This window comes from Bacteroides sp. MSSM.1001136sp1_RTP21357st2_D2_RTP21359_211015 (assembly GCF_040913205.1).
Taxonomy (GTDB): Bacteria; Bacteroidota; Bacteroidia; order Bacteroidales; family Bacteroidaceae; genus Bacteroides; species Bacteroides ovatus.
Window position 1 is genome coordinate 20,281 of the sequence record NZ_JBDFVF010000005.1, and the last position, 24,161, is coordinate 44,441.

17 protein-coding genes are annotated in these 24,161 nt (G+C 38.4%); 10 read left to right on the forward strand and 7 right to left on the reverse strand.

All coding sequences use genetic code 11. The annotated features are described in order from the left end of the window. Window positions 1-84: 84 nt before the first annotated feature. Window positions 85-2,355, forward strand: a complete 2,271-nt coding sequence (locus tag AB5217_RS05050; protein WP_032845971.1) for a GH92 family glycosyl hydrolase — start codon at window positions 85-87, stop codon at window positions 2,353-2,355. On the opposite strand, the gene AB5217_RS05055 is transcribed toward AB5217_RS05050, so the two are convergent. The 5 genes from AB5217_RS05055 to AB5217_RS05075 all read right to left on the reverse strand — a co-directional run bounded on the left by AB5217_RS05055 (window position 2,342) and on the right by AB5217_RS05075 (window position 8,380). After that, the gene (locus tag AB5217_RS05055; protein ID WP_032854801.1) at window positions 2,342-2,623 is read right to left on the reverse strand and encodes a hypothetical protein; all 282 of its coding nucleotides are present in this window, start codon (window positions 2,621-2,623) and stop codon (window positions 2,342-2,344) included. The genes AB5217_RS05050 and AB5217_RS05055 overlap by 14 nt on opposite strands. A gap of 734 nt (window positions 2,624-3,357) precedes the next feature. Continuing rightward, window positions 3,358-4,665, reverse strand: a complete 1,308-nt coding sequence (locus AB5217_RS05060) for a DUF4989 domain-containing protein (RefSeq protein ID WP_032844381.1) — start codon at window positions 4,663-4,665, stop codon at window positions 3,358-3,360. A 20-nt stretch (window positions 4,666-4,685) separates the two neighbouring features. Then, the gene (locus AB5217_RS05065; RefSeq protein WP_004310998.1) at window positions 4,686-6,113 is read right to left on the reverse strand and encodes a BT_3987 domain-containing protein; all 1,428 of its coding nucleotides are present in this window, start codon (window positions 6,111-6,113) and stop codon (window positions 4,686-4,688) included. 26 nt (window positions 6,114-6,139) lie between these two features. Further along, window positions 6,140-7,300: a DUF1735 and LamG domain-containing protein gene (locus AB5217_RS05070; RefSeq protein WP_032844382.1), complete on the reverse strand. Its 1,161-nt coding sequence runs from the start codon at window positions 7,298-7,300 to the stop codon at window positions 6,140-6,142. 9 nt (window positions 7,301-7,309) lie between these two features. Beyond that, a complete protein-coding gene (locus AB5217_RS05075; RefSeq protein WP_032844383.1) occupies window positions 7,310-8,380 on the reverse strand; it encodes a glycoside hydrolase family 18 in 1,071 nt (356 codons plus the stop codon). Between the two features lie 237 nt (window positions 8,381-8,617). Between AB5217_RS05075 and AB5217_RS05080 the strand changes: the two genes are divergently transcribed. The 6 genes from AB5217_RS05080 to AB5217_RS05105 all read left to right on the forward strand — a co-directional run bounded on the left by AB5217_RS05080 (window position 8,618) and on the right by AB5217_RS05105 (window position 18,917). Beyond that, window positions 8,618-11,944 carry a TonB-dependent receptor gene (locus tag AB5217_RS05080; RefSeq protein ID WP_070782473.1) on the forward strand — a complete coding sequence of 1,109 codons (3,327 nt, stop codon included), beginning with the start codon at window positions 8,618-8,620 and terminating at the stop codon, window positions 11,942-11,944. 11 nt (window positions 11,945-11,955) lie between these two features. Continuing rightward, complete coding sequence (locus tag AB5217_RS05085; RefSeq protein WP_004323634.1) at window positions 11,956-13,578, forward strand: SusD/RagB family nutrient-binding outer membrane lipoprotein; 1,623 nt, start codon at window positions 11,956-11,958, stop codon at window positions 13,576-13,578. Window positions 13,579-13,668: 90 nt separating this feature from the next. Continuing rightward, on the forward strand, window positions 13,669-14,754 hold the full coding sequence (locus AB5217_RS05090; protein ID WP_032844731.1) for a glycoside hydrolase family 18: 1,086 nt from the start codon (window positions 13,669-13,671) through the stop codon (window positions 14,752-14,754). An 11-nt stretch (window positions 14,755-14,765) separates the two neighbouring features. Beyond that, on the forward strand, window positions 14,766-15,932 hold the full coding sequence (locus tag AB5217_RS05095) for a DUF1735 and LamG domain-containing protein (protein WP_032844732.1): 1,167 nt from the start codon (window positions 14,766-14,768) through the stop codon (window positions 15,930-15,932). A gap of 25 nt (window positions 15,933-15,957) precedes the next feature. Next, a complete protein-coding gene (locus tag AB5217_RS05100) occupies window positions 15,958-17,382 on the forward strand; it encodes a BT_3987 domain-containing protein (RefSeq protein ID WP_032844734.1) in 1,425 nt (474 codons plus the stop codon). A 32-nt stretch (window positions 17,383-17,414) separates the two neighbouring features. Next, the gene (locus tag AB5217_RS05105; RefSeq protein WP_070782472.1) at window positions 17,415-18,917 is read left to right on the forward strand and encodes a BACON domain-containing protein; all 1,503 of its coding nucleotides are present in this window, start codon (window positions 17,415-17,417) and stop codon (window positions 18,915-18,917) included. A gap of 267 nt (window positions 18,918-19,184) precedes the next feature. Here the strand turns inward: AB5217_RS05105 and AB5217_RS05110 are convergent, their stop codons facing one another. Next, on the reverse strand, window positions 19,185-20,603 hold the full coding sequence (locus AB5217_RS05110) for an ATP-dependent RecD-like DNA helicase (protein WP_032845378.1): 1,419 nt from the start codon (window positions 20,601-20,603) through the stop codon (window positions 19,185-19,187). 95 nt (window positions 20,604-20,698) lie between these two features. Between AB5217_RS05110 and AB5217_RS05115 the strand changes: the two genes are divergently transcribed. The 3 genes from AB5217_RS05115 to rsmD are packed head-to-tail and all read left to right on the forward strand — an operon-like array spanning window position 20,699 to window position 22,679. After that, the gene (locus tag AB5217_RS05115) at window positions 20,699-21,385 is read left to right on the forward strand and encodes a hypothetical protein (protein WP_004301363.1); all 687 of its coding nucleotides are present in this window, start codon (window positions 20,699-20,701) and stop codon (window positions 21,383-21,385) included. Next, complete coding sequence (locus AB5217_RS05120; protein ID WP_004305409.1) at window positions 21,385-22,155, forward strand: DUF3822 family protein; 771 nt, start codon at window positions 21,385-21,387, stop codon at window positions 22,153-22,155. Before AB5217_RS05115 ends, AB5217_RS05120 begins: the two co-directional genes overlap by 1 nt. Next, window positions 22,146-22,679, forward strand: a complete 534-nt coding sequence (gene rsmD / locus AB5217_RS05125) for a 16S rRNA (guanine(966)-N(2))-methyltransferase RsmD (protein WP_004305410.1) — start codon at window positions 22,146-22,148, stop codon at window positions 22,677-22,679. The genes AB5217_RS05120 and rsmD overlap by 10 nt, the downstream gene beginning before the upstream one ends. Window positions 22,680-22,703: 24 nt before the next feature. Here the strand turns inward: rsmD and cls are convergent, their stop codons facing one another. After that, the gene (gene cls, locus AB5217_RS05130; protein ID WP_004324778.1) at window positions 22,704-24,143 is read right to left on the reverse strand and encodes a cardiolipin synthase; all 1,440 of its coding nucleotides are present in this window, start codon (window positions 24,141-24,143) and stop codon (window positions 22,704-22,706) included. Between the last annotated feature and the right edge of the window lie 18 nt (window positions 24,144-24,161).

Consider the following 24,161-nt stretch of genomic DNA (forward strand, 5'->3'; position numbering starts at 1 on the left):
ATTGAATAAAAAAACAAAACCTTGAAAAATAAATTGGCTCAATTGATTTCTGATTCGATTGAGCCATAAATAATAAATAAGACCATGAAAAAGTATCTCCTATTAGTATGTGCATTAAGTTGTATCGTCTTTGCAAAAGCCAAAGACTGGACGCAGTATGTCAATCCGCTTATGGGTTCTCAATCTAGTTTCGAGTTATCAACAGGTAATACTTATCCGGCCATTGCCCGTCCATGGGGGATGAATTTCTGGACTCCACAGACAGGAAAGATGGGAGACGGATGGCAATACACTTATACGGCTAATAAGATTCGTGGATTTAAACAAACACATCAACCCAGTCCGTGGATTAATGATTACGGACAATTCTCTATTATGCCCGTAGTAGGCAAACCGGAATTCAATGAAGAGAAGCGTGCCAGTTGGTTTGCCCACAAAGGAGAAACCGCCACTCCTTATTATTATAAAGTATATCTTGCAGAGCATGATGTAGTGACAGAAATGGCTCCAACCGAGCGTGCCGTTCTTTTCCGTTTCACTTTTCCGGAAAACGATCATTCGTATGTTGTAGTGGATGCCTTTGATAAGGGATCGTATATTAAGGTTATTCCGGAAGAAAACAAGATTATCGGTTACACGACTCGCAACAGCGGTGGAGTTCCCGAAAACTTTAAAAATTACTTTATTATTGAATTCGACAAGCCTTTCACTTATAAAGCTACGGTAGCCAATGGTAATCTGCAAGAAAATGTTACCGAACAGACAACAGATCATGCCGGAGCCATTATTGGTTTCCAAACACATAAAGGCGAACAAGTACATGCAAGGATTGCTTCTTCTTTCATCAGTTTTGAACAGGCAGCTTTGAATATGAAAGAGTTGGGCAAAGATAATATTGAACAGCTAGCCAAAAAAGGAAAAGAAGCGTGGAATCAAGTGTTAGGCAAGATAGAAGTAGAAGGAGGCAATCTCGATCAATATCGCACATTCTATTCTTGTTTATATCGTTCATTGCTCTTCCCACGCAAATTCTACGAACTGGATGCTGCCGGACAACCGGTTCATTACAGTCCTTATAATGGGCAAGTATTACCGGGATATATGTATACCGACACAGGCTTTTGGGATACTTTCCGTTGCCTATTCCCGTTATTGAACCTAATGTACCCGTCAGTCAACAAAGAAATGCAGGAAGGTCTGATCAATACATATAAAGAGAGCGGTTTCTTCCCGGAATGGGCAAGTCCGGGGCACAGAGGCTGTATGGTTGGTAACAATTCTGCTTCTGTCTTAGTGGATGCTTACATGAAAGGAGTGAAAGTGGACGATATAAAAACATTGTATGAAGGGCTGATTCACGGAACGGAGAATGTACATCCACAAGTATCATCAACAGGACGTTTGGGATATGAATATTACAATAGACTGGGTTACGTGCCTTATGATGTAAAAATCAATGAGAACGCCGCACGCACGTTGGAATATGCATACAATGACTGGTGTATCTACCAACTTGCAAAGGAACTTAAACGTCCGAAAAAAGAGATTAATCTTTTCGCAAAACGTGCCATGAACTACAAGAATCTTTTCGATAAGGAATCTAAGTTAATGCGTGGACGCAACGAAGATGGTACATTCCAATCTCCTTTCTCTCCGCTGAAATGGGGGGACGCCTTTACGGAAGGAAATAGCTGGCACTATACTTGGTCTGTATTCCACGATCCTCAAGGATTGATTGACTTGATGGGTGGAAAAGAGATGTTTATCACCATGATGGATTCTGTTTTTGCCGTACCTCCTATTTTTGATGATAGCTACTACGGCCAAGTGATTCATGAAATCCGTGAAATGACTGTGATGAATATGGGTAACTATGCACATGGCAATCAACCGATTCAGCACATGATTTATTTATATGACTATGCAGGACAACCTTGGAAAGCCCAATACTGGTTGCGTCAAGTAATGGATCGTATGTACTCTCCTACTCCGGACGGCTATTGTGGCGATGAAGACAACGGACAAACTTCTGCCTGGTATGTATTCTCGGCATTAGGTTTCTATCCTGTTTGTCCGGGAACGGATGAATATATTATAGGTGCTCCGTTATTCAAGAAAGCTACACTTCATTTTGAGAATGGCAATAGTTTGGTTATTGATGCTCCGAATAATAGTAAGAAGAATTTTTATGTCAATTCGATGAATGTCAATGGTGCTGATTACACTAAAAATTATCTCCGACACGAAAATTTGCTCAAGGGAGGTACGATCAATGTTGAAATGAGTAATCAACCTAATCAGAATAGAGGAACTAAAGAAGAAGATATGCCCTATTCTTTCTCTAAGCAACAATAATCCTTGCGAGATAATTTAGCCCTAATCTTGGTTTGAGTCTTTCTGTATTTTTCAGAAAGTAACTATTCATCAATATTCCGGCTGAAAGTAATAGCCTGAAAGCAAAGAAGTCTGCTTTCAGGCTATTGCTTTTATTATCTTTCGCTGCTTTTATTCGACAAAACAAGGCAAGCATATCAAAAATTGGTTTCAACACCGTACGGAAATGAGTAAAATGATACAGGTTTGAATACATAGTGAGAAAAACATCTATCATAGTATCATTCATTTTAATAATCTTCTAATTATCAAAGGAATAAGTATGATAGATAACTTTTAGAAAATGCATCTATCATACTTTTATTGCAAAAAACGGGTATCTATCACACCCATACTATATCTATTTAGTGTAGCATTAGGTGAGAGTATCCATTTAAAGGCATAAGAATGCACACTTTATAGGATGATAACCTGTATTGACAACTTAATAATCTATTGGAAGCGGCTGTCTTTCTATAGTTCACATGTGCAGGCTGTACAGCCCACGTATGTAAACCGTGCAGCCCACACATGCGGACTGTACAGCACACATACGTGGGCTATAAACTTATCGCCATTACATTTACATTATTAAGCCACGATAATCAGATTTATATGGCTCCCTTGTGACAAAAACAAGCTATCTTACACCTATTATGACCCTTATATGGCTATTTTGCACAATGATAGATAACCTGTTTTTACTGGTAAAAGTATGATAGATGCATTTTCTAAAAGCTATCTATCATACTTATTCCTTTGATAATTAAAAGATTATTGAAATAAATGATACTATGATAGATATTTTATTTCACTATGTAGCATTTAATTCAAATATTTAGGAACATGAGCAAACGTTAGACTTAAAGAAGTTAGCGCCTGCCCATTCTTTGAAAAAGCAATTAAAAAGAGGCTGACTCAAAAACAATCTTGAGACAGCCTCTCGAATACAAACTTTAACCTATATTCTTTTTAGACTCAATACTACTTAAAGACGTATATTTCATAAAGCTCACATCCCCAAGAAGCCAAAAGATCAAATTTCACATACCGTGCAGTTATAGGTTCAATGAATTGATAGTAATCGGCATTCTCATCAGCAGTAGCTACTTTTCCTAGATAATTCCATGTGTTTCCATCAGAAGAAACTGATAATTGTACATTTTGAGGAGCATAATAATATATATAATCAAGACCTACTCCAGTGATTGTTTTTTCCTCTCCCATATCGAGTGTAAATGAAATATCTCCATCAGAACATATACCTTCATAGTTACCTTTGGTTTCACCATCAATAAGCGAACCGCCACCATCGTTTTGATAAAAATCACTACTATCTTCCACATCTACAGACCAACCCTGTTTGGCCCATTCTATCCAACCGGAAGGCCGTTTGTAAGATATGTGTTCAAATCCTCTTATATATTTATTTATATTCAAGGTGAAAGAACTTCTTTTCTCATCCTGCACGAAGACCGGATCTTCACATTCAAAAACAGCTGTGATATTTAATGTGTTTGACGAGTCGTCCGATGTACGCAACAAAAAGTCATTAGTAATCTCCCAAGTAATATCTCCTGATGTCTTTTCACCAGCAGGAATTATAATTTCTGCAGGAGTAATACTAATGTCTTTCAGGTATTCGTCATCCACTCCTTCCGTTGTAAGTTTCACCTTTACATCTTTCCGAGCAGGACGATCCAATTGTACACTGAATGTATATAGATTCCGCTCCGTGTCCTTAAATTCTCCGTTGAAATAAGTATGTTCGAATGTAGTTTTATTACCGACTTTTCCTTCCAAGAAACCTGTAGCTACATACGCCTCTTTCTTTATCAAAGCTTTTGCCTCCAAGGTAATAGATGGCATTTTATATCCTTGCACAGTAGCTCTCACTCCTAAATTACAGGTAGCTTCATCGTAATTAGATTGAAAAACATCCATATTTTTTATACCCAAAGTAACACTGGCATCCGTATAGCCTGCCGGAATTATCAATTTGGTATCACTTAACTCAACATCTTCTCCGATTGGCTCAAAAGTAACTATTGCGTCCTCGGGTGAAGCGTTAAAACGAAAGGTGAATATTACGGGTTTATCGAATTCTAATATACCCTCATTATTATAGGTGGCATTCACTGTTATTTCCGAGCCTTCTCCGTCTTCCGCCACAAGAGAAAAATTGTTATCCGGATAGGTAGCCAGACTTGGAGTTTCATCTTCGCCGCATCCAGAAAGGGCTGTCAGCGAACCGACTGCCAATAATAAGAAAAATCTATAAAGTGTTCTCATTTCTACAATTGTTTTTTAATTTATTGCAAATCATCGGGATATTGGTAAGGTGTGGCATCATTGTCTTTGTAGAACACGGTAGGTGCTTGTAACGGAGAACCATACAGAGTTCTCACATCAGACAGACGCCGGAATACATTGCCATAATTTTCCGGCTTCGGTGAAAAGCCCATAAACCATCCAGAACCTTGGTTTATCAGTCTTTGTCCCTGTAAATCGCCACCTGTACCTCTAACAAACTCCATGGATTGACCGGAACATTCTTTGGATGTCAGGTCCCCATACGGAACTTGAGAAGGATCTCTACCATAATCACCAACTACAATATCTATCCAGTTTTTAATAGTTACTCCATCAACAACGGTTGCCTTCGAACTATACATTCTTCTTAATGCATATACTGCTACGATTTTATCAGGCATTGCTTGTTTAGTTTCGTAGCATAAACGTGCCGCAGCCTCCTCACTAGGCTCTGTTAATGCTGGATTATTCGGATCATAAGCACCTTCATATTCGTCATCAAAACATACCCCGTCCAGATTATATGCTTTGCAATACTGAGCTAGTTCTCGTGCAAAGTCTTTGGCACCTTGTTTAGAAAGTTGCGCCACTCCTGTTATATCCCCGTTACTAAGTATTCCTAATACTATTTTAGTTCCACGTTTACGAAGTGGTTGCAAAAATTTCTCATTATTATCTAGCAAATATTGTATGTAAGCATTACATTTTAAATAAGGGCGTTGGGCTTGTGCGTCCCAGTTGATATTGGCAGCAAATGGAGATACTACATCCCACAGCAATTTTCCGTTTTCCAGTTGAAAAGAAAGAGCATTCAGTGGATTTGTACCATCAAAGAAGACAAATGACTTTACTACATCTTCCCCTTTGTAAGTGTTTCCCAGCTTTCTCATATCTTTTATCAAATAGATACAATGACCAGCTTTCTCATCTTTTATGGTAATGTCGCTACTTACGTGGGTAAGAGCTATAGGTAAAGCATAGGTTTTATCTTCTTTCAAAGTGCCGTCCGTCTGAATGGTGATGTCAGTCTGAGCAGATTTTGTTTGTGCATCTACAATAAGCTTCCCGTCATTCTTAAAAGAAACCAAGTGCGCAGGATACAATTCAAAATCGGTTTCATGCTCTTTGTTATAAGTATCCAAATAGTCTGCATCAATAATTACTTGAGCAAAAGTACTGGTACTCGCCATTTTACTAAGACTCATTTTTACAGAAGTAGTATAAGTATCTTTGTATAGCTCCACTACGTTAGAGGACAAATTGGACTTTCCGTCACGCAAGTATCCATTGTTTTCATAAATGCCAGTATATGCTGACTCATCTATTGCTTTATTTATGACAAGATCATCATCACAAGAGGTAAGGCAAGTTATGCCGCCTGCAAATATGGCAACCATCAACCCTGTTATCAGATATTTTTGTTTCATAATAATATTCTTTTTAATTAAAAGGATTAATATATTTGAGGAAGTTCTACAGGAACCCATATCGGATCTTTACTCGCAGTGATATCATTTCCATTACCTGTACGATCTATAACAACCTTTCCAGACCCCTCATTAAATTTCCAGTAGGCTACAAGTCCTTCACTGGCAGGATTTACTTTATAAGGATTATCTGCAATTTGCTCTGCAGTTCTTTCTACGCTCCAAATACGAACCTCTGAAATTTCTCCCGGAAGCCAGCGGGTACCATCAAAAGAACGGCCTATATAGCAATTCTTAGTTAAATTAACCGTACTATTTGCTGACTGGTCTTTATACACCGCCACACCATTCTTGTAATAGATTCGGTTTTTATTGACAGTGTTATACACAACAGCTATGTGTACCCATTCGTCTACCGGAAGTCCAATACCTGGTGCGTGATTTGCTGGAGGAAAACTTCCACCTGGCACAAATGCCTGAAGTTGATCACGTGGACGGTCGCCATCACCGATACGTATAAGGAAATTACCTTCAATTCCAAAAACAGAACTTAGTGCATTATCACGTTTGGCCACCCAGTCATCACTTCGTACCAATGCTTCCACTGTAATAGTAGTCATCTTGCTTACATCACTATTCCATTTTATCGGAAAATAGTTTTCTTTAATATTAGCTACAACATTAATAAGAGCAGCGCCTTTGATGATAAAATAAGTAGTACGGGCACTCTCAAGAAGTCCAATTCCAGATACATTTGTGATTGTAACAGGCAACACATAACGTCTTGAGTCGTCCAATTGATTCAAATTAACGAAATTCACTATGATATCATCTCCAGAAATTCCTCCGGGTTGAATCGTAACATTCTTCACAGGAATATCATAAAACGCTTCGGGAAGTGCTGTAGCATTATCTCCATAACTTAGATTGTAGGTAGCCGCTAAAGATGGTTTGGCATCAAAGCTGACTTGGATTTCGTTGTCGACAGGAGCAGCAAGCCGATAAGTAATTTTACGACTGTCAAACAATACATCTTCTTTAATCAGTAAATCTTCTGTTACGGGTACCGAACTTATATAAAGCTTATTGTCATAATGATGTTCATCATTAATATCCGTATCCTTGCAGCTGCTTACCGTAAATGCAGTAAGTGCTATAAATGCTAATTGATAAATATGCAATTTCATATTGTATTTCTATTTATTAGGATTCATTATATGAATAGTTTCACGTACTGTTCCATAAGTATTATTGTAATAATCCTTTTGGATATTGATGATAAAAATACCAGTGCAGGTATAATCTGGTGATGCCTGTACAATCCATTGAGCTGTACCTTGTGCAGCCAATACTTTATTTCCATTTGCATCCCGTGTATCCCAATAACCAATTATCATATCCTTATCTTCCTGTTGAGGAAACTGTGTACAGGCAATAAAACGATCTTTTGGAACAAGATCCGCATTCGTTCCTGCTACGTCTATGCCTGCTTGAATAGCCATAAAAACATTTAATGTCAGATCCTCCATGTTTTTGGAAGAAGCGGTTTTCAGTATCAGATGATTGTATTTATCCAGCATATCCATGTTTTCTGGAGCCAAATACTGCACATAACCGTAAAAAACCAATGTTTTGTCGGTATGCTTAATCCGCCAATCCAACACTCTGCTGAAGAAGTTTTGCTGACGTGCCTTGTATTGTTGTAACACATCTTCTTGCATACCCACCATTGAAAGTCCTGTATAGTCAATTAGGATACCATCATATCCATAATTGTCACATAGAACCAGCATAGCATCCGTACGTTCATTCAGATACCTTTGTGCATCTTCTTCCGTCAATTCGGAATTATCTTTTGCCTTATTGTTCCATTCTTGTTCTAAACTCTCATAATTAATGCAGGAAAGCGTGCGGATATTCTTCTCGCGTATTTTTACCATTTCGGCTTGTGTTTCAGACGAGAGCTTTTCTGGATTATTCAAACAGATAAAATCCACACTGTCCGGTATAGCGGTGAGACGTTCGGTTTGATTGATTGGATTAGTTTCCGGATTGTCAAAAGAGACAAAGACTAACTTATGTTCTCCATCCTTGTAGCGTTTCAGATCTCTGATATAGTCAGCATACAGTTGCGGGTTTTGCTCTTCAAATGTAGGGTAATGGATGTTAATGCTTTCTGGGTCTGTCCAGCCTTCGCATGAGGAATACATCATCCCCCACACCATCAATATTGCTGTAAACAAACTGTTTTTTACTATTCTTTTCATATATATTATCACTTAAAGATTTTAATCACATTATTTTCATCCAAGTTCTCTAAGTACTTGGTAAATTCTAAATATAGGTTATTCAAGGAGATATCAGATATTTCTTACTTTTTTCGAAAAAAAAGAGAAAATGGACTAAGTGTTTATTATATTAGCATTGTTTTATTAACAAAGGAAGGGAAAGTCGACACTCTTCTTTTTGAGTTTAATAAAATGTATAACCATTAAATTAAATGTATGGAAAGCAAACATTCGCTTCGAAAGTCGAAGTTATTTCGAGCTTTATTGATTCTTTTGTTGATAGCAGTTCCTGTACAATGGGCTGCGGCACAGTTGACCTTATCAACTCCCCGTACAACTTTAGGAACTGTAATTAAACAAATTCAATCACAATCAAAGTACCAATTTTTCTACAATGACAAGCTATCAACTGTCACAGTTGAACCTTTAAAAGTAAAAGATGCTTCTTTAGAGCAAGTTTTAAACACACTTTTGAAAAATAAAGATATCTCTTATAAAATAGAAGAGAATATAATTTATTTATCAGAAAAAGAAAATTCCGATTCACTACAACAACAAAGCGGGAAAGAACGTACTATAACCGGACAAGTTGTAGATGCTAAAGGAGAACCATTGATTGGTGTTAGCATTTTAGTGAAAGGAACAACAGACGGAGCTATTACCGATTTGGATGGTAACTACAAAATTGTGACAAAAAGCAATAACCCAGTTATTGTTTATTCTTATATCGGATATAAGACACAAGAAATCCCTTTGAAAGGACAGACAGCCATTAATATTACGATGATGGATGATACCCAAGTGATTGACGAGGTAGTTGTTACAGCTTTGGGTATTAAGCGTTCAGAGAAAGCTTTGAGTTATAATGTCACACAGGTCGATGCAGAATCAGCTTTAGCTGTAAAAGATGCGAACTTTATTAATTCACTGAACGGAAAGGTTGCGGGTTTAAATATCAACTCTTCTTCTTCTGGTATTGGTGGTGCAAGTAAAGTTGTTATGCGTGGCTCCAGGGGTATCGAACAATCGTCTAATGCTCTTTATGTTATCGACGGTATTCCAATGTATAACCTGAGCGCTTCTGGTGGTTCTGAAGAGATGCAATCGCAAGGCTCTACAGAAGCTATAGCTGATATAAACCCAGATGACATTGAATCAATGTCAGTTTTGTCTGGTGCCGCTGCTGCCGCATTGTATGGTAGCAATGCATCTAATGGTGCTATTGTGATTACAACCAAAAAAGGAAAAGTGGGTCGTGTAGCCTTGACCGTATCTAGTAATACAGAAATGTTATCTCCATTCGTCATGCCACAGTTTCAGAATCGCTATGGAACTTCTGGAACAGATGCTAGTTGGGGTAAAAGATTGAATGAAGCTAATTACCGCGGATACGATCCTGCAAGTGATTATTTTCAGACTGGGCTTATTGGAACAGAATCTGTAACACTTTCTACTGGTACTGAACACAATCAGACATATCTTTCTGCCGCAGCCGTTAATTCGCGTGGCATTATTCCAAATAACAAATACGACCGCTATAACTTTACATTCCGTAACACCACTCTTTTTCTAGAAGATAAGATGAAACTGGATGTTGGTGCTCAATATATTATGCAGAAAGACCGTAATATGGTGAATCAAGGTATTTATGCAAACCCGTTGTCTTCTGCTTACCTGTTTCCGCGTGGAAATGACTGGGAAGATTACAAAATGTACGAACGTTATGATTTAGAGCGTAATATGTATACGCAATATTGGCCTCAAGGAGGGGGATCGTTCCGTTTACAAAATCCTTACTGGATTAATTATCGTAACTTGCGTGAAAATGACAAAGATCGTTATATGTTGAGTGCAGCTTTAAGTTACGATATTCTAAGTTGGTTGAACGTAGCTGGACGTGTACGTCTAGATAATTCATACAACACATATACACAAAAATACTATGCCTCTACCATCGCAACTATTGCTGAAGGTGAAAATGGTTTTTATGGTGTAACAAACACTCGTGACAAGCAAACATATGCAGACTTATTGTTGAATATAAATAAAACATTTGGCGAGGATTGGAGTTTAACAGCTAATATCGGAGCATCTTATTCAGACAATCGTTCTGAAGCTCTTGCCGTTAGTGGACCAATTGCAGCGAATGGACTTCCTAACTTTTTCACAGTTGCTCAATTGGATAAAGAAACTGGGAAACGTGAAGAAACTGGTTATCGTGAACAAACACAATCTATATTTGCATCTGCAGAAGTTGGTTATAGAAGTACTTACTACTTGACTCTTACCGGACGTAATGATTGGCCAAGTCAATTAGCGGGACCGAACTCAAAACAGTCTTCTTTTTTCTACCCGTCAGTAGGAGGCTCTGTTGTTTTGTCTGAACTTTTCAAATTACCTGAAAGTATTTCATACTTAAAACTACGTGCTTCTTGGGCATCCGTAGGTCTACCATTTGGACGCTTCCTTGCTTATCCAACTTTTTCATGGAATACTTCAACAGGAGCATACTCTTCTCAGTCTGCATATCCATTGTATGATTTGAAACCGGAACGTACAGATTCTTGGGAAGTAGGTCTTACTGCACGTTTCCTTAAACATTTCAATTTTGATGTTTCATTCTATAATACCAAGACTTACAATCAAACCATGGATGCAAAGCTTTCTCCAACAGGAGGCTATAGTACATTCTATGCGCAGACTGGTAACGTACGTAACCGTGGTGTAGAACTTTCACTTGGTTACAAGAATACATGGAACAAGTTTTCATGGAGTTCTAACTACACATTCAGTGCCAATAAAAACAAGATTTTAAGCCTGATTGATGGTTACATAAACCCTGTAACCGGTGAAGAAATAACAAAAGACCGTATGGATGTAGGTGGTTTATCAAAGGCACGGTTCATTCTAAAAGTAGGTGGATCTTTAGGTGATCTCTACTCACAGTCTGACTTGCTTCGAGATTCAAATAATAAGATTTATGTAAATGCCGATGGAAATGTAGCAGTGAATGACAAAGCTGATGATATTTATTTAGGATCTGTTTTTCCAAAAGCTAATATGGCATGGCGCAATGACTTTCAATATGGTAACTGGGGACTTGGCTTCCTTCTTACTGCCCGTTTGGGAGGAGTCGTTTACTCTGCGACTCAAGCCGTTCTTGACTCCTATGGTGTATCCGAAGCTACAGCAGCAGCTCGTGATAATGGTGGAGTCGTGATAAACGGCAACGATATGATTGACGCGCAAAAGTGGTATACAGTGGTTGGTGCCGACAGCGGTATTCCTCAATATTACGCTTATAGTGCTACCAATTTACGTCTGCAAGAAGCTTCTGTCAGCTACACTATCCCAAGAAAGAAATTGAAAAATATTATGGATATCACTCTTTCGCTGGTAGGTCGTAACTTGTGGATGATTTATTGCAAGGCTCCTTTCGATCCTGAATCTGTAGCCACTACAGGTAACTATTACCAGGGAATTGATTACTTTATGATGCCTAGCCTTCGTAGCGTAGGATTCAATTTGAAACTTAAATTCTAAAAACGGAAAAGATGAAGAAAAATACAATAATACAGTTTATAGTCACTGGTATGTTTCTTTTCGGTGCAACTGCATGTACAGGAAACTTTGAAGATTACAATAAAAATCCTCATGAACCAGACCAAAATGACATGGGAGTAGATTGGTATTTGGTAAGATCATTAGCTCTTAATTTACAAGATTTGATGATGCCAGAACAAGAGAACTTTTCTCAATATGTAGACTGTTTGATGGCAGGAGCATTTTCGGGATATGTAGCAGACTCCAATTTGGGTACAGGTTGGTCTGGTCGTTACGCAACTTATAATCCTTCAGACGATTGGAAAAAAATTCCATTCAATGATTTTTATTCAAAGTTTTATCCTGATTACTTCAATTTGAAAAATCAAAGCGATGATGAACTTTTCTTATCGTTGGCCGAGTTATATCGTATCGTCGTAATGTTACGTGTAACAGATACATATGGTCCCATCCCTTATTCAAAAGTAGGTGCAGCTAATGCGATCAAATCCCCTTATGATTCTCAGCAAGCTGTCTATGCCAAAATGCTAGAAGATTTGGATAATATTATTACAGTATTAGGAAAGTTTGGTAACCAAAGCTTCAGCTCAAGTGCTGATAGAATTTATAATGGCAATACATCAGCATGGTATAAGTTTGCCAACTCTTTGAAGCTAAGAATGGCGATGCGTACTTGCTATGTAGCAGGATTTAACGTGAATGGAAAAACATCACAGCAATTGGCTGAAGAAGCTGTAGCAGCAGGTGTTATGACTGCTGCAACTGATGGCGCTTATCGTAAAGTTGCCGATCATAATCCATGGCAACGTTTTATGGTACTATGGTCAGATGCACGAATTTCAGCGGATTTAACCTGCTACATGAATGCATACAACGATCCTCGTCGCGAAGCATATTATGATAAAAGTACTTTTGGCACCGTGTCGGGAAATGCATATACTGGAGAAGAAAGTTATGTAGGTTTACGTCGGGGTATTCTGCAAGGACAATATAACTCCTGGTCACAAGGCTCTTCTTGTATGAAAGTCACTACGAGTGATAATATAGTTGTGTTCCGTGCATCAGAAGTCGCTTTCTTGCGTGCTGAAGGAGCTCTTCGTAACTGGAACATGGGAGGAACAGCTAAAGACTTCTATGAGGAAGGAATCCGTTTGTCGTTTGAAGAAAACGGAATTACCAGTGGAGTCGAAAATTATCTTGCAAGTACGGGAAAAGTAGAAGCATATAAAGATCCACTGAAAGGACAAAGTGCCCAAACTTATGATTACTCTGGAGCTATTAATACAAATGTAACTGTGGCATGGTCTGGAGGTGATTTTGAAAAAAGCTTAGAACAGATTATTACTCAAAAATGGATTGCAAACTTTCCGAATGGTATGGAATCATGGACTGAGTACCGTCGTACAGGCTATCCTAAATTAATGCCAATGGCAGCAAATGCAAGTGGAGGAATTGTTAATGATGCGGAAGGTGCACGACGCATGCCATATCCAACTGATGAATATCGTGAAAATAGAGAAAGCGTAGAAGCAGCAGTTGCGACATTGACACAAGAGTCCAAGACTAAAAGAGGAGATACGATGGCAACTCACGTATGGTGGGACTGTAAATAAATCAACCAATGAGTAACAAAAAATAAAAATATATACCAAGTACTTAGTATATTAAATTATACAAATAAAATTACCTTAATTATAGCATATATGAGAAGAAAAATAAAATATCTCATGCCTGTAATGCTGGCATGCTCTATGATGCAGTTCTCGTGTTCTGACTGGACAGACCCAGAAAGCATCAATATACATACTCCTTCTATGGAGGAACAAAATCCGGAACTTTATGCTCAATACCTGGAATCTCTCAACAATTTTAAAGCAACAGACCATCAGGTAGTAATTGTTTCAGTTAATAATGTAAGTACTGTAACAACCTCACGCAGTCAACACCTTACTGATATGCCTGACAGTCTCGACTATATTTGCCTAAACAATACAATGGAAGTAAATCAGGCAAATATATCTGAGATGAAGGAAGTACGTCGATTGGGTACAAAAGTATTGGGATTAGTTGATTTCGATGCTATAGAAAGTACATGGAAAAAGATTCTTGAGGAAGAAGCAGCCAACGCAGTACCTAATCCCGAATCTGATGAAACAGAAAATGGAGAAGAAGGAGAAGAGACTGTCGACGATGCAACACGTTTTATTGAATACTGTAAAAGTGAGGTCGCTAAACAAATCGCCGCAAGTAACGCTTTGGATGTAGATGGAATTGTAGTGAATTATACAGGCTTCGACCTCAATTCGCTTGTTGAAGAGAATGAAATTGCCGCTGAAACAGCGCGTCAAGGAGCATTCTTTGACGCGGTAGCTAACTGGAAAGTTGCGAATACTAATAAGGACTTGCTTTTCAAAGGTTCCCCGCAGAATGTTATTGGTAAAAATCTGCTTTCTGATTGTAAATACATCATTGTCAATGCGCATGGAGCAAAAAACCAATACGAGATGTCTTATCTCATACTCATGGCATCAGCAAAAAACGTACCAACCGACCGCTTCATCATGGGAGTAACAACGCCTTATCTTACCTATTCGGGGAGTTACAATGGTGAACTCGGAGATGGCTCATCTGCCATCATTGGAGCTGCTCAATGGGCAGTGGCAAAGACGCCTGACTACACCAAAGCTGGGATTTCGATTGATGCAGCGGAAAAAGACTATTTTAATGCCAGCAATGTATACCCAACCTTAAAAGAAGCTATAAGTATATTGAGTCCAACCGTTAAATAAAAAACTGCCTTATGAAATTAAACAATTTAATATTTACAGCTCTTGCCGGTTTCTCAATAATTCTCACCGGTTGCCAGAACAACGATGAAAATGAACAGCATTATGACAATAAACTCTTCATTTCGGCATCGAACTTTACTAAGGAAATACTGTTCAAGGCTGGTGATACAAATGTAGAAACTGGTCTTTCAGTAGCCATAGCAAAGCCTGAAAAACATGATATCAAAGTGACTATGTCACCTGCTCCCGAACTTTTATCAACTTATAAACAGGCATATTATGATGAAACTGCAGTACTTCTTTCCGAAGAGCATTATTCAATGCCAGAAACTTCGACTACCATCAAATCAGGTAGTATAGTTAGTCCAGAATTGCCGATTGAATTCATTAATACAGGAGAACTTGATATCAAAACCACTTATGTGCTTCCAGTCACTATTAAATCCGTGGAAGGGATCGGCGTTTTGCAAAGTGCTAAAACATATTATTATGTATTCCGCGGAGCATCACTTATTAATGTGGTATGTAATATCAGTCGTAATCGTGCTTACCCGGATTTCAAGAATGACTCCAAATTCAATAATCTAACGGAGAATACGATGGAGATACTGTTCAAGGCCAATTCATTCCCTAATACTCTGAACACGTTGATGGGTATTGAAAGCAATTACTTGCTTCGTATCGGTGACGCAAATATTCCGAATAACCAACTTCAAGTAGCTACTTCTGTTAACAATTGTACAAGCGCAGACCTTCAACTTGAAAGTGGCAAGTGGTATCATGTAGCTGTCGCATTCAATAAAGGTAATGTCAAAGTATATATCAATGGCGTAGAAAAGCTTTCCGGTTCAACAGGAAAGAGTTCTGTTAGTCTTGGTGCCAAACATACCAATGAGGAATACGGTTCACGTTGTTTCTGGGTAGGTTATTCCTATAAAGATGACCGCTATTTTGATGGCGTCGTTTCCGAAGTACGAATCTGGAATCGTGCATTAACAGCAGAAGAAATTCAGGCAACAAACCACTTCTACACAGTAGAACCTGAATCGGAAGGGCTCATTGCATATTGGAAATTCGACGAAGGTTCGGGTACAATAGCTAAAGATTACAGCGTGAGTGGCTATGATTTGACAATCGAAAAAGAGCCTAAATGGGAATCTGTTTCATTGCCTCAATAATAAATCATTTAACTAAGAATTGAATATGAATATGATAAATAATATCAAATATGCTTTCCTGCCAATGGTGATGTTCACTATGGCAACCTTCACATCTTGTGAGGAAGATATTGAAATAGGAAACAAGATAGATGAATCTTCTTATTTGGCATCGACTCAACTGAGCGGATTATTATTGGACGAAAATACGAATAAAAACAGTTCGGTAATCGAGCTCCGAAATAATGAATACAGCACTAATGTGGTATTCCGTCTCTCTAAACTACCTCAAAAAGGAGTAGATGTTCAAATAGCTGTCGAGGAATCATATGCAGCTATATATAATACTACCCATGAAACGGATTTCGAAGTGTTTCCTGCCGCTAATGTGAAAATCGCAAATAATGGTACTTTTGTACTTGCCCCTGATGATAAAGTTACCCCAAGCGTGAAAGTTACACTGACTGCGTTTGATGGAATGGAAGAGGATAAAACTTACATAGTACCTTTGACAGTAACATCTTCTACTGAAGGAGTAACATTTACTGAAACTTCCAAGCATATGGTGCTTCTCGTTCAGGATTATCGCAACAAACCCAATACTAACAAAGGAGAAGATGCAGTACAAACAGTACTCTATTTCGAAGTTAATGATACTAACCCACTCAATGCACTTGAGTTTCTGACTGAAAGTGGTAAATATTTTTTCGACCATATCGTACTTTTTGCTGCTAATATCAATTGGGATCCAGAGAAACAACGAGTGTATTTAGCGAACAATGAAAATGTTCAATTCTTGCTCGACAATAATGATAAGTATCTGCAACCATTGCGTAAAGCTGGTATGAAAATTATTATCAGCATCCTTGGTAATCATGACGAAGCCGGTGTCGCTCAACTTTCGGATATGGGAGCCCGGGAATTCGCCCGGGAACTGGCAGCCTACTGCCGTGCCTATAATCTGGACGGCGTCGCTTTCGATGATGAATATTCGAACTCACCAGACCTTTCAAACCCATGGCTTGCAAGACCATCAGCCTATGCGGGTTCACGATTAATGTATGAATGTAAAGCTGTCATGCCGGAAAAAATTGTCTCACTTTATAACCTTGGCAACATGTATTCAAGTAGTCTCCAAGTTATTGATGGTATCGAACCTGGTCAGTATTGCGATTATGCTGTAGCCGACTATGGTGGTGCTGCTGGGCCAGGTACCGGTATGACATTGAAACAGTGTGCTGGTATGTCAATAGAACTAAGACGAGGCAGTGGCAACTCAAGTGAATCTACAGCGCGTTCTAGAAAAGAAGCTGGTTATGGATACTACATGTTCTTCGCACTTGACCCATCATTATATGGTTCACAAGTATATAGATGCCAATCCGTTTGTAAAGGTTTGTACGATGAAACATTAATTTATCCAAGTTACTATTATAAAAAGAATAGTACACAACGTGAAGCTATTAACTGATTAATGTATATTTTACCTTAAAAAGAATAGATATGAAATTATATAAGAATTTAATGATAATATTATCGGCATCCCTCCTACTATGGGGTTGTTCTGATGATGATGAATCAATCAATAGTGGTAATTCAACAATCTCACTATCGACCAATATACTCCAAATGGATAAAAATGGAGGGGATGCTACAGTAACTGTAACAAGCTCCGATAACTGGCGGCTGTCAGGAATATGTGATTGGGCACATCCGTCAGTAACTTCAGGTAAAGATGGTGATGTAGTTACTTTTACCATCGATCCTAACAAATTAGATGAAAAGCGTACTGCAACCTTCAAATTTTTCACAGGTTCTTCGGTTGTGCCACTGCAAGTAGAGTCTCAACCTGCATATATAATGGATTTACTTTCTGACGAAGCTCTTTCTATTGCTAAAGAGAAAAGTACTGTGAGAATTCAACTTAATACCAATGTGACCGACCCAACGATAACATATAGTGACGGTGGTGAAGAGTGGCTGACATTTGATAGACGTAATGAATTTGGTGGTAAAGTAACTTTATCATTCACTGCTGCCGAGAACAAGACATATAAAGATCGTAGTACAGAAATTACAATCTCAAGCCCACTCGTTACTGAGAGTGTCAATGTAGATATTAATCAAAAACAAACAGATGCAATTATCACCGAAAGTAACACTTTAACATATGATCTAACAGCACGAACTATCTCTTTTAAAGTGAAATACAACGTCAATTACGCTATTTCCATAACAAAAGGGAAAGATTGGATTACTGATCAATCAATTTCCGAACCACAAAAAGGCGATGATGGTTTGACTACGGTTACTGTTACTTATAAACTATCCGCATCACCAGCTTCGCGTGGAGGTACAATTCATATTGCCCAAACCAGTGGTACATTAGTAAAAGATATTGCTATTGTTCAAAAAGATCCGGACGCCAGCCCTGTGGAAATTCCAGATGCCGTTCTTCGAGCACTTTGTATATCTAACGGTTGGGCTCTCCCTATTGATGATACCAAATGTATTATTCTTGAAGAAGGATTAAACGCAACTTCATTCTCTAACACCTCATACTCTAACCAGATTAAAGATTTAACCGGAATAGAGTATTTCCCTAACCTGACTTCATTACGTTTAGGTTATTGTTCAAACATGAAAAAGCTTGATATTTCAGGTTTACATAAGGTATCATCACTCACATTTAATAGCCCTACTATTTGTGAAGAGTATAATTTGGGAGATAATCCAATTACTAGTTTCAATGCAGGAGGTAGCTATGTTTATTCGGAGGCAGAAAGTCTTAAAGTCATCAGTAGTAAACTTGAGTCTTTGGATTTAAGTCTTGTTTCCTGGTATGCAAGTTATGATTATGTTACGTCAATTGATGCTTCGGAATGTCCAGCATTAACAAACTTAAACGCCAATCGTAGCAGCAAAATTAAGACTCTTTATTTAAAGACTGGTCAAGTGATACCAAAGTTAACTAAGAATGATGCAACTACTATTGTTTACAAATAATTAATATATAGAGAAATAATTTATAGAGAATCCCTTTATTTACTCTTTCCAAATCTGTGAATAGAGTCAAATAAAGGGATTATTGCTATCTATTTTTATCTAATGCTAGCTCTTATCTTAAAATACTCTTTTCATCTATAAACAAACCACAACCAGTACTCAAAGACTTTTTTGAATCCAACAATATTGAAATCAACTGATTATATAATCAATGTAACCTTAAAACTCTAAATCATATAAAGATTAAGAGTCATTCAAAAAACAAAACTATTCCACCTGCTCTTTCGGGTAATTCACCAAATACAGTGTCTTTGTCGCCCGAGTAAAAGCTGTATACAACCACCGGAAATAATCCGGAGTCAAATACTCATCTGTCATATACCCCTGATCTAAAAACACATTCTGCCACTGTCCGCCTTGCGCTTTATGACAGGTTATTGCGTATGCATATTTCACCTGCAAAGCATTGTAATGCGGATCGGCTTTCATCTTTTTCATCCGGTCTCTTTTGTTTGGAATATCTATATAATCCTCAAGTACCGTATAGAACAATCGGTCATTGTCTTCTTTCGGCAATGCGGGTGAGTCCGAATGTAAAGTGTCTAATAATAGATTCGCATCCAATTCAAAATCATTCTGGTCAGGAAAGCGGAGAGTAACTTCAGCAAAACGATAACCGTATATTTCACGAGTTCGACGAACACGCCGGACAACTGCAATTTCTCCATTAGCGATAAAATCCATCTCCTTATATTTCTCTGTCCAATAGTAATTATTTTTGGCTATCATCAACATATCTCCAGTGTTCAATTCATCTTCACGCCAAAGAATTTGTGCACGTATTCCATTATTATATAAGTTCGCACGTTTATTAGATCGACAGACAACAATCGTTTCATCCATACCATCATGATCGTAACAATTAGTCAGTTCTTCTATCAGTTCAGTTCCGGGTACCAGTTTAATATCAGGAAAACCTGTTATTTTTATCTTAGGTAAGGAATAACAATCATCCTCCGCTATCAGTTGCCTCAACTGCGTGGCATTCCACAATATTCCGGATTCTTGCACCTGGCGAACCACTTGGGTAAGATCAATCTCACGTACTTCAAGTCCATAACCTTTCAATGCATCAGCAAAAAGCGCAGGACTCAACTCCTCACCTACCGGGGGAAGCTGTGCTGTATCTCCCATCAATAAGAGTCGGCAACCTTGTCCCGAATACACAAATTGCACCAAATCATCCAATAAACGTCCTGTTCCAAACATACTGCCCGACAGTCCTTCGTTTGAAATCATGGAAGCCTCGTCGACAATAAACAATGTATTGGTAGCTAAATTGTCATTGATCGAAAAGTTACTAAGCTCATTAGAAAAAGCTTGTTGTCTATATATTTTTTTATGAATAGTAAAAGCCGGATGTCCTGCATACGCTGAAAAAACTTTTGCCGCACGTCCTGTAGGAGCCAACAATACAGATTTCTGCTGCAGCTGATCCATCGTTTTCACCAATGCCCCTACCAACGATGTTTTACCAGTACCAGCATACCCTCTTAAGATAAAGACTTCATCTGCCAGTGTGGACAGCAGAAACTCTGAAAGAGATTTTACAGCAATTTCCTGCTCTAAAGTTGGCTGATAAGGAAAATTTTCCTTAATTTGCCTTTCTAAATAGTTATTTATCATTTTTGTACGAGAAAAAAGTTCGAGGAACTATCGTATTTAAATTTATTTATTCTATTTTTGCGATGCGAATATAACAACTAAAAACATAATTTATCATGAAAACAGTATTTAATATTGTATTGGTGCTTTGTGCTGCTGCACTGATTTACATCTGTTACACCAGCATTATGGGTCCTATCAATTTTGAAAACGCAAAAAAAGAAAGAGAAAAAGCAGTCATTGCCCGTTTGATCGACATCCGTAAGGCACAGCAGGAATACCGTTCGCTGCACCGCGGAATGTATGCACCCAAATTAGACACACTGATTGATTTCGTTAAAAATCAAAAATTGCCGTTCGTTATGAAGATGGGAATGTTAACTGACAAGCAATTGGAAGATGGACTGACTGAAAAGAAAGCCATGGCTATCATCGAAAAAGCAAAGAAAACCGGTAGATACGATGAAGTTAAGAAATGGGGACTTGAAAACTTCAAACGTGACACTATGTGGGTAGCTGTATTGGATACTATCTATCCAAAAGGATTCAATGCCGACTCTATGAAATATATTCCTCACGGAAATGGTGCTCAATTCGAAATGAACGTGAAAAATGACACTGCCAAGTCTGGTGCTCCGGTATATTTGTTCGAAGTGAAAGCTCCATACGAAACTTATTTGAGCGGACTTGACAAACAAGAAATCATCAACCTAAAAGACCTGGATTCTAAACTAGGCAAATATAGCGGCTTGATGGTAGGTTCTATCGATACTCCAAACAATGGTGCTGGTAACTGGGAATAATGATTGATTTTACTAAATCAAAACAATATACTTTATCCATCCGTCTTAGTACGGATGGATTTTCTTTTTCTATCTATAACCCGATTCATGACGATTCGCTTTCAATAATAGAGAAAGGGATAGATGCGTCTTCATCCCTTACAGCAAATCTAAAGACACTCTTTCACGAATCGGATTTCCTCAATCATCCTTACAAACGAGTAAACATTATGATGGCAGGCAAGCGTTTTACGATTGTGCCATTAGAATTGTTTGAAGAGGAACAGGCGGAACTTCTGTTTTATCATAATCATCAGAAAAAAGAAAATGAAACGGTGCTCTATAATATTCTAAGAAAGAATAATGTAGCTGTCATCTTCGGCATAGACAAAAGCGCACAGACCTTTTTGAATGAACAATATCCCGAAGCTCGTTTCTATTCTCAATCTACTCCATTCATCGATTATTTTTCTGTAAAAAGCAGATTGGGAAACAGTAAGAAGATGTATGCTTCTATACGCAAAGACGGCATTGACATCTATTGCTTTGAACGAGGACATCTGCTTCTGGCTAATTCCTTTGAATGTACGCACACAGAAGACCGTATTTACTATTTATTGTACGCCTGGAAACAACTGGAGTTTAATCAGGAACGGGATGAGTTACACCTAACCGGAATACTTCCGGAAAAAGACGTTTTAATGAGTGAATTGAAAAAGTTTATCCTACAGGTATTCATCATGAATCCTGCAACTAATATTGACATGCAAGCCTTATTAACATGCGAGTAATCAGCGGTATTTACAAACGAAGAAGATTTGACGTGCCTCGGACATTTAAAGCACGCCCTACGACAGATTTCGCCAAAGAAAATCTGTTTAATGTACTCAATAACTATATCGATTTTGAAGAAGGAATAACAGCTCTTGATTTGTTTGCCGGGACAGGAAGCATCAGTATCGAACTGGTATCCCGTGGATGTGACCATGTTATCAGCATTGAGAAAGATCCTGCACATCACTCATTCATCTGCAAAATTATGAAAGAGGTGCAGACAGACAAATGTCTGCCGATACGCGGAGATGTATTCAAGTTTATCAAAAATGGCCGCGAACAGTTCGACTTCATCTTTGCCGATCCTCCCTACGCTTTAAAAGAGTTGGAAACAATACCCGAATTAATCTTTCAGAATAATCTTCTCAAAGAAGGAGGATTATTGGTACTGGAGCATGGAAAAGATAATAATTTCGAAGAAAATCCACATTTCCTTGAGAGAAGGGTGTATGGAAGTGTGAACTTCTCACTATTCAGATAAGATCCAAATACAATTTCATCCTTATTAAAGCAGCGGAGCCAATAAACGCACGATAGACTCCGCAGCTTTTTGTCTCCACGAACGTCTGCCCCAATTCTTCAAAAAGATCTGTGTACTTTCGCGCTGGTCCTGAAGAAATATTTCTTTCATTTCAAGGGCAGTTTCTACGTCATACATAAAAGCATTCACCTCAAAGTTATGCTCAAAGCTACGGAAGTCAACATTGGTAGAGCCTACAGTGGAAAGCATATCATCTGAAACCATCAGCTTAGAATGTAGAAAACCTTTCTTATAAAAATAGACTTTAACACCTGCCTGCATCACATCTGCCAAATAAGAACGCGATCCAAGATGAGTTATCCAGTTATCTGCACGTTCCGGTAACATCAAGCGTATATCCACCCCAGACAATGCTGCTGTTTGCATAGCTGCTAATATTGGTTCTGTAGGCAAAAAATAAGGTGTTTGCATATAGAAATATTTTTTTGCACTGGTAATAGCAACAGTCAATCCCTGCATGATTTCTTTCCAAGGCCCGATAGGCTCACTCGTGACAATTTGCACTAAAGAACTTCCGCAAGAGTCAATCTTCGGAAAATAACGGGAAGCGGTTATCAACGTACGGTCTACAAAATACCAATCAAGCAGAAAAGCTGTTTGTAAACCATGCACTGCCTTGCCTTCCAACATGATATGCGTATCGCGCCAAATCCCCCAAGAAAAGCCACGCATATAACGTTCTGCCAGGTTCATTCCCCCAACGAAGCCCACGCGTCCGTCAATAATGACAATCTTTCTATGATTACGGTAATTCACCCTACTGGTAAATAAGGGAAAACGTACTTTCAAAAAGCTTCTGACTTCAATACCGGCATTGCGCATTTCTTCAAAAAAACGGTTAGGCACATGCCAGCAACCTACATCATCATAGATAACCCGTACTTCAACCCCGTGAGAAGCTTTTTCTATCAGCACATCCCTGACCATACGCCCGATAGCGTCATCTTCAAAGATGTAATATTCCATGTGGATATGCTGCTTCGCTTTTTGCAGTTCACGCAACAATGATTGAAGTTTAGTATATCCTTCGGTATAGACTGCCACACGGTTCCCCTCAAATGGAAACGCTTGATTCGTTTGCTGGAAAAGCTGAATAAGACGGGAGTATTCATAAGGAACGTCCGAACAATCCTGTGCGAGATATTCGGCCATTGGTTTCTTCAATAAGCGGTCGTAGCTTTTTTGCCCAATGATACGTTCGCGACGTTGACTCCGCCCAAAGAAAAAATAAAAGACAAGTCCGACAATAGGAAGGAAAAGTAATATGAGTATCCATGCCATGGTTTTAACCGGATTCCGGTTGTCAAGAATGATGATGACAATCGTACCGATAATGGCTCCAAAATAAAGAATATCAAAAGCCACTGTTGCTATCTGGCTAAGCATATAGTTCCAATCAATCATAGGAATCTCCTTTCATAC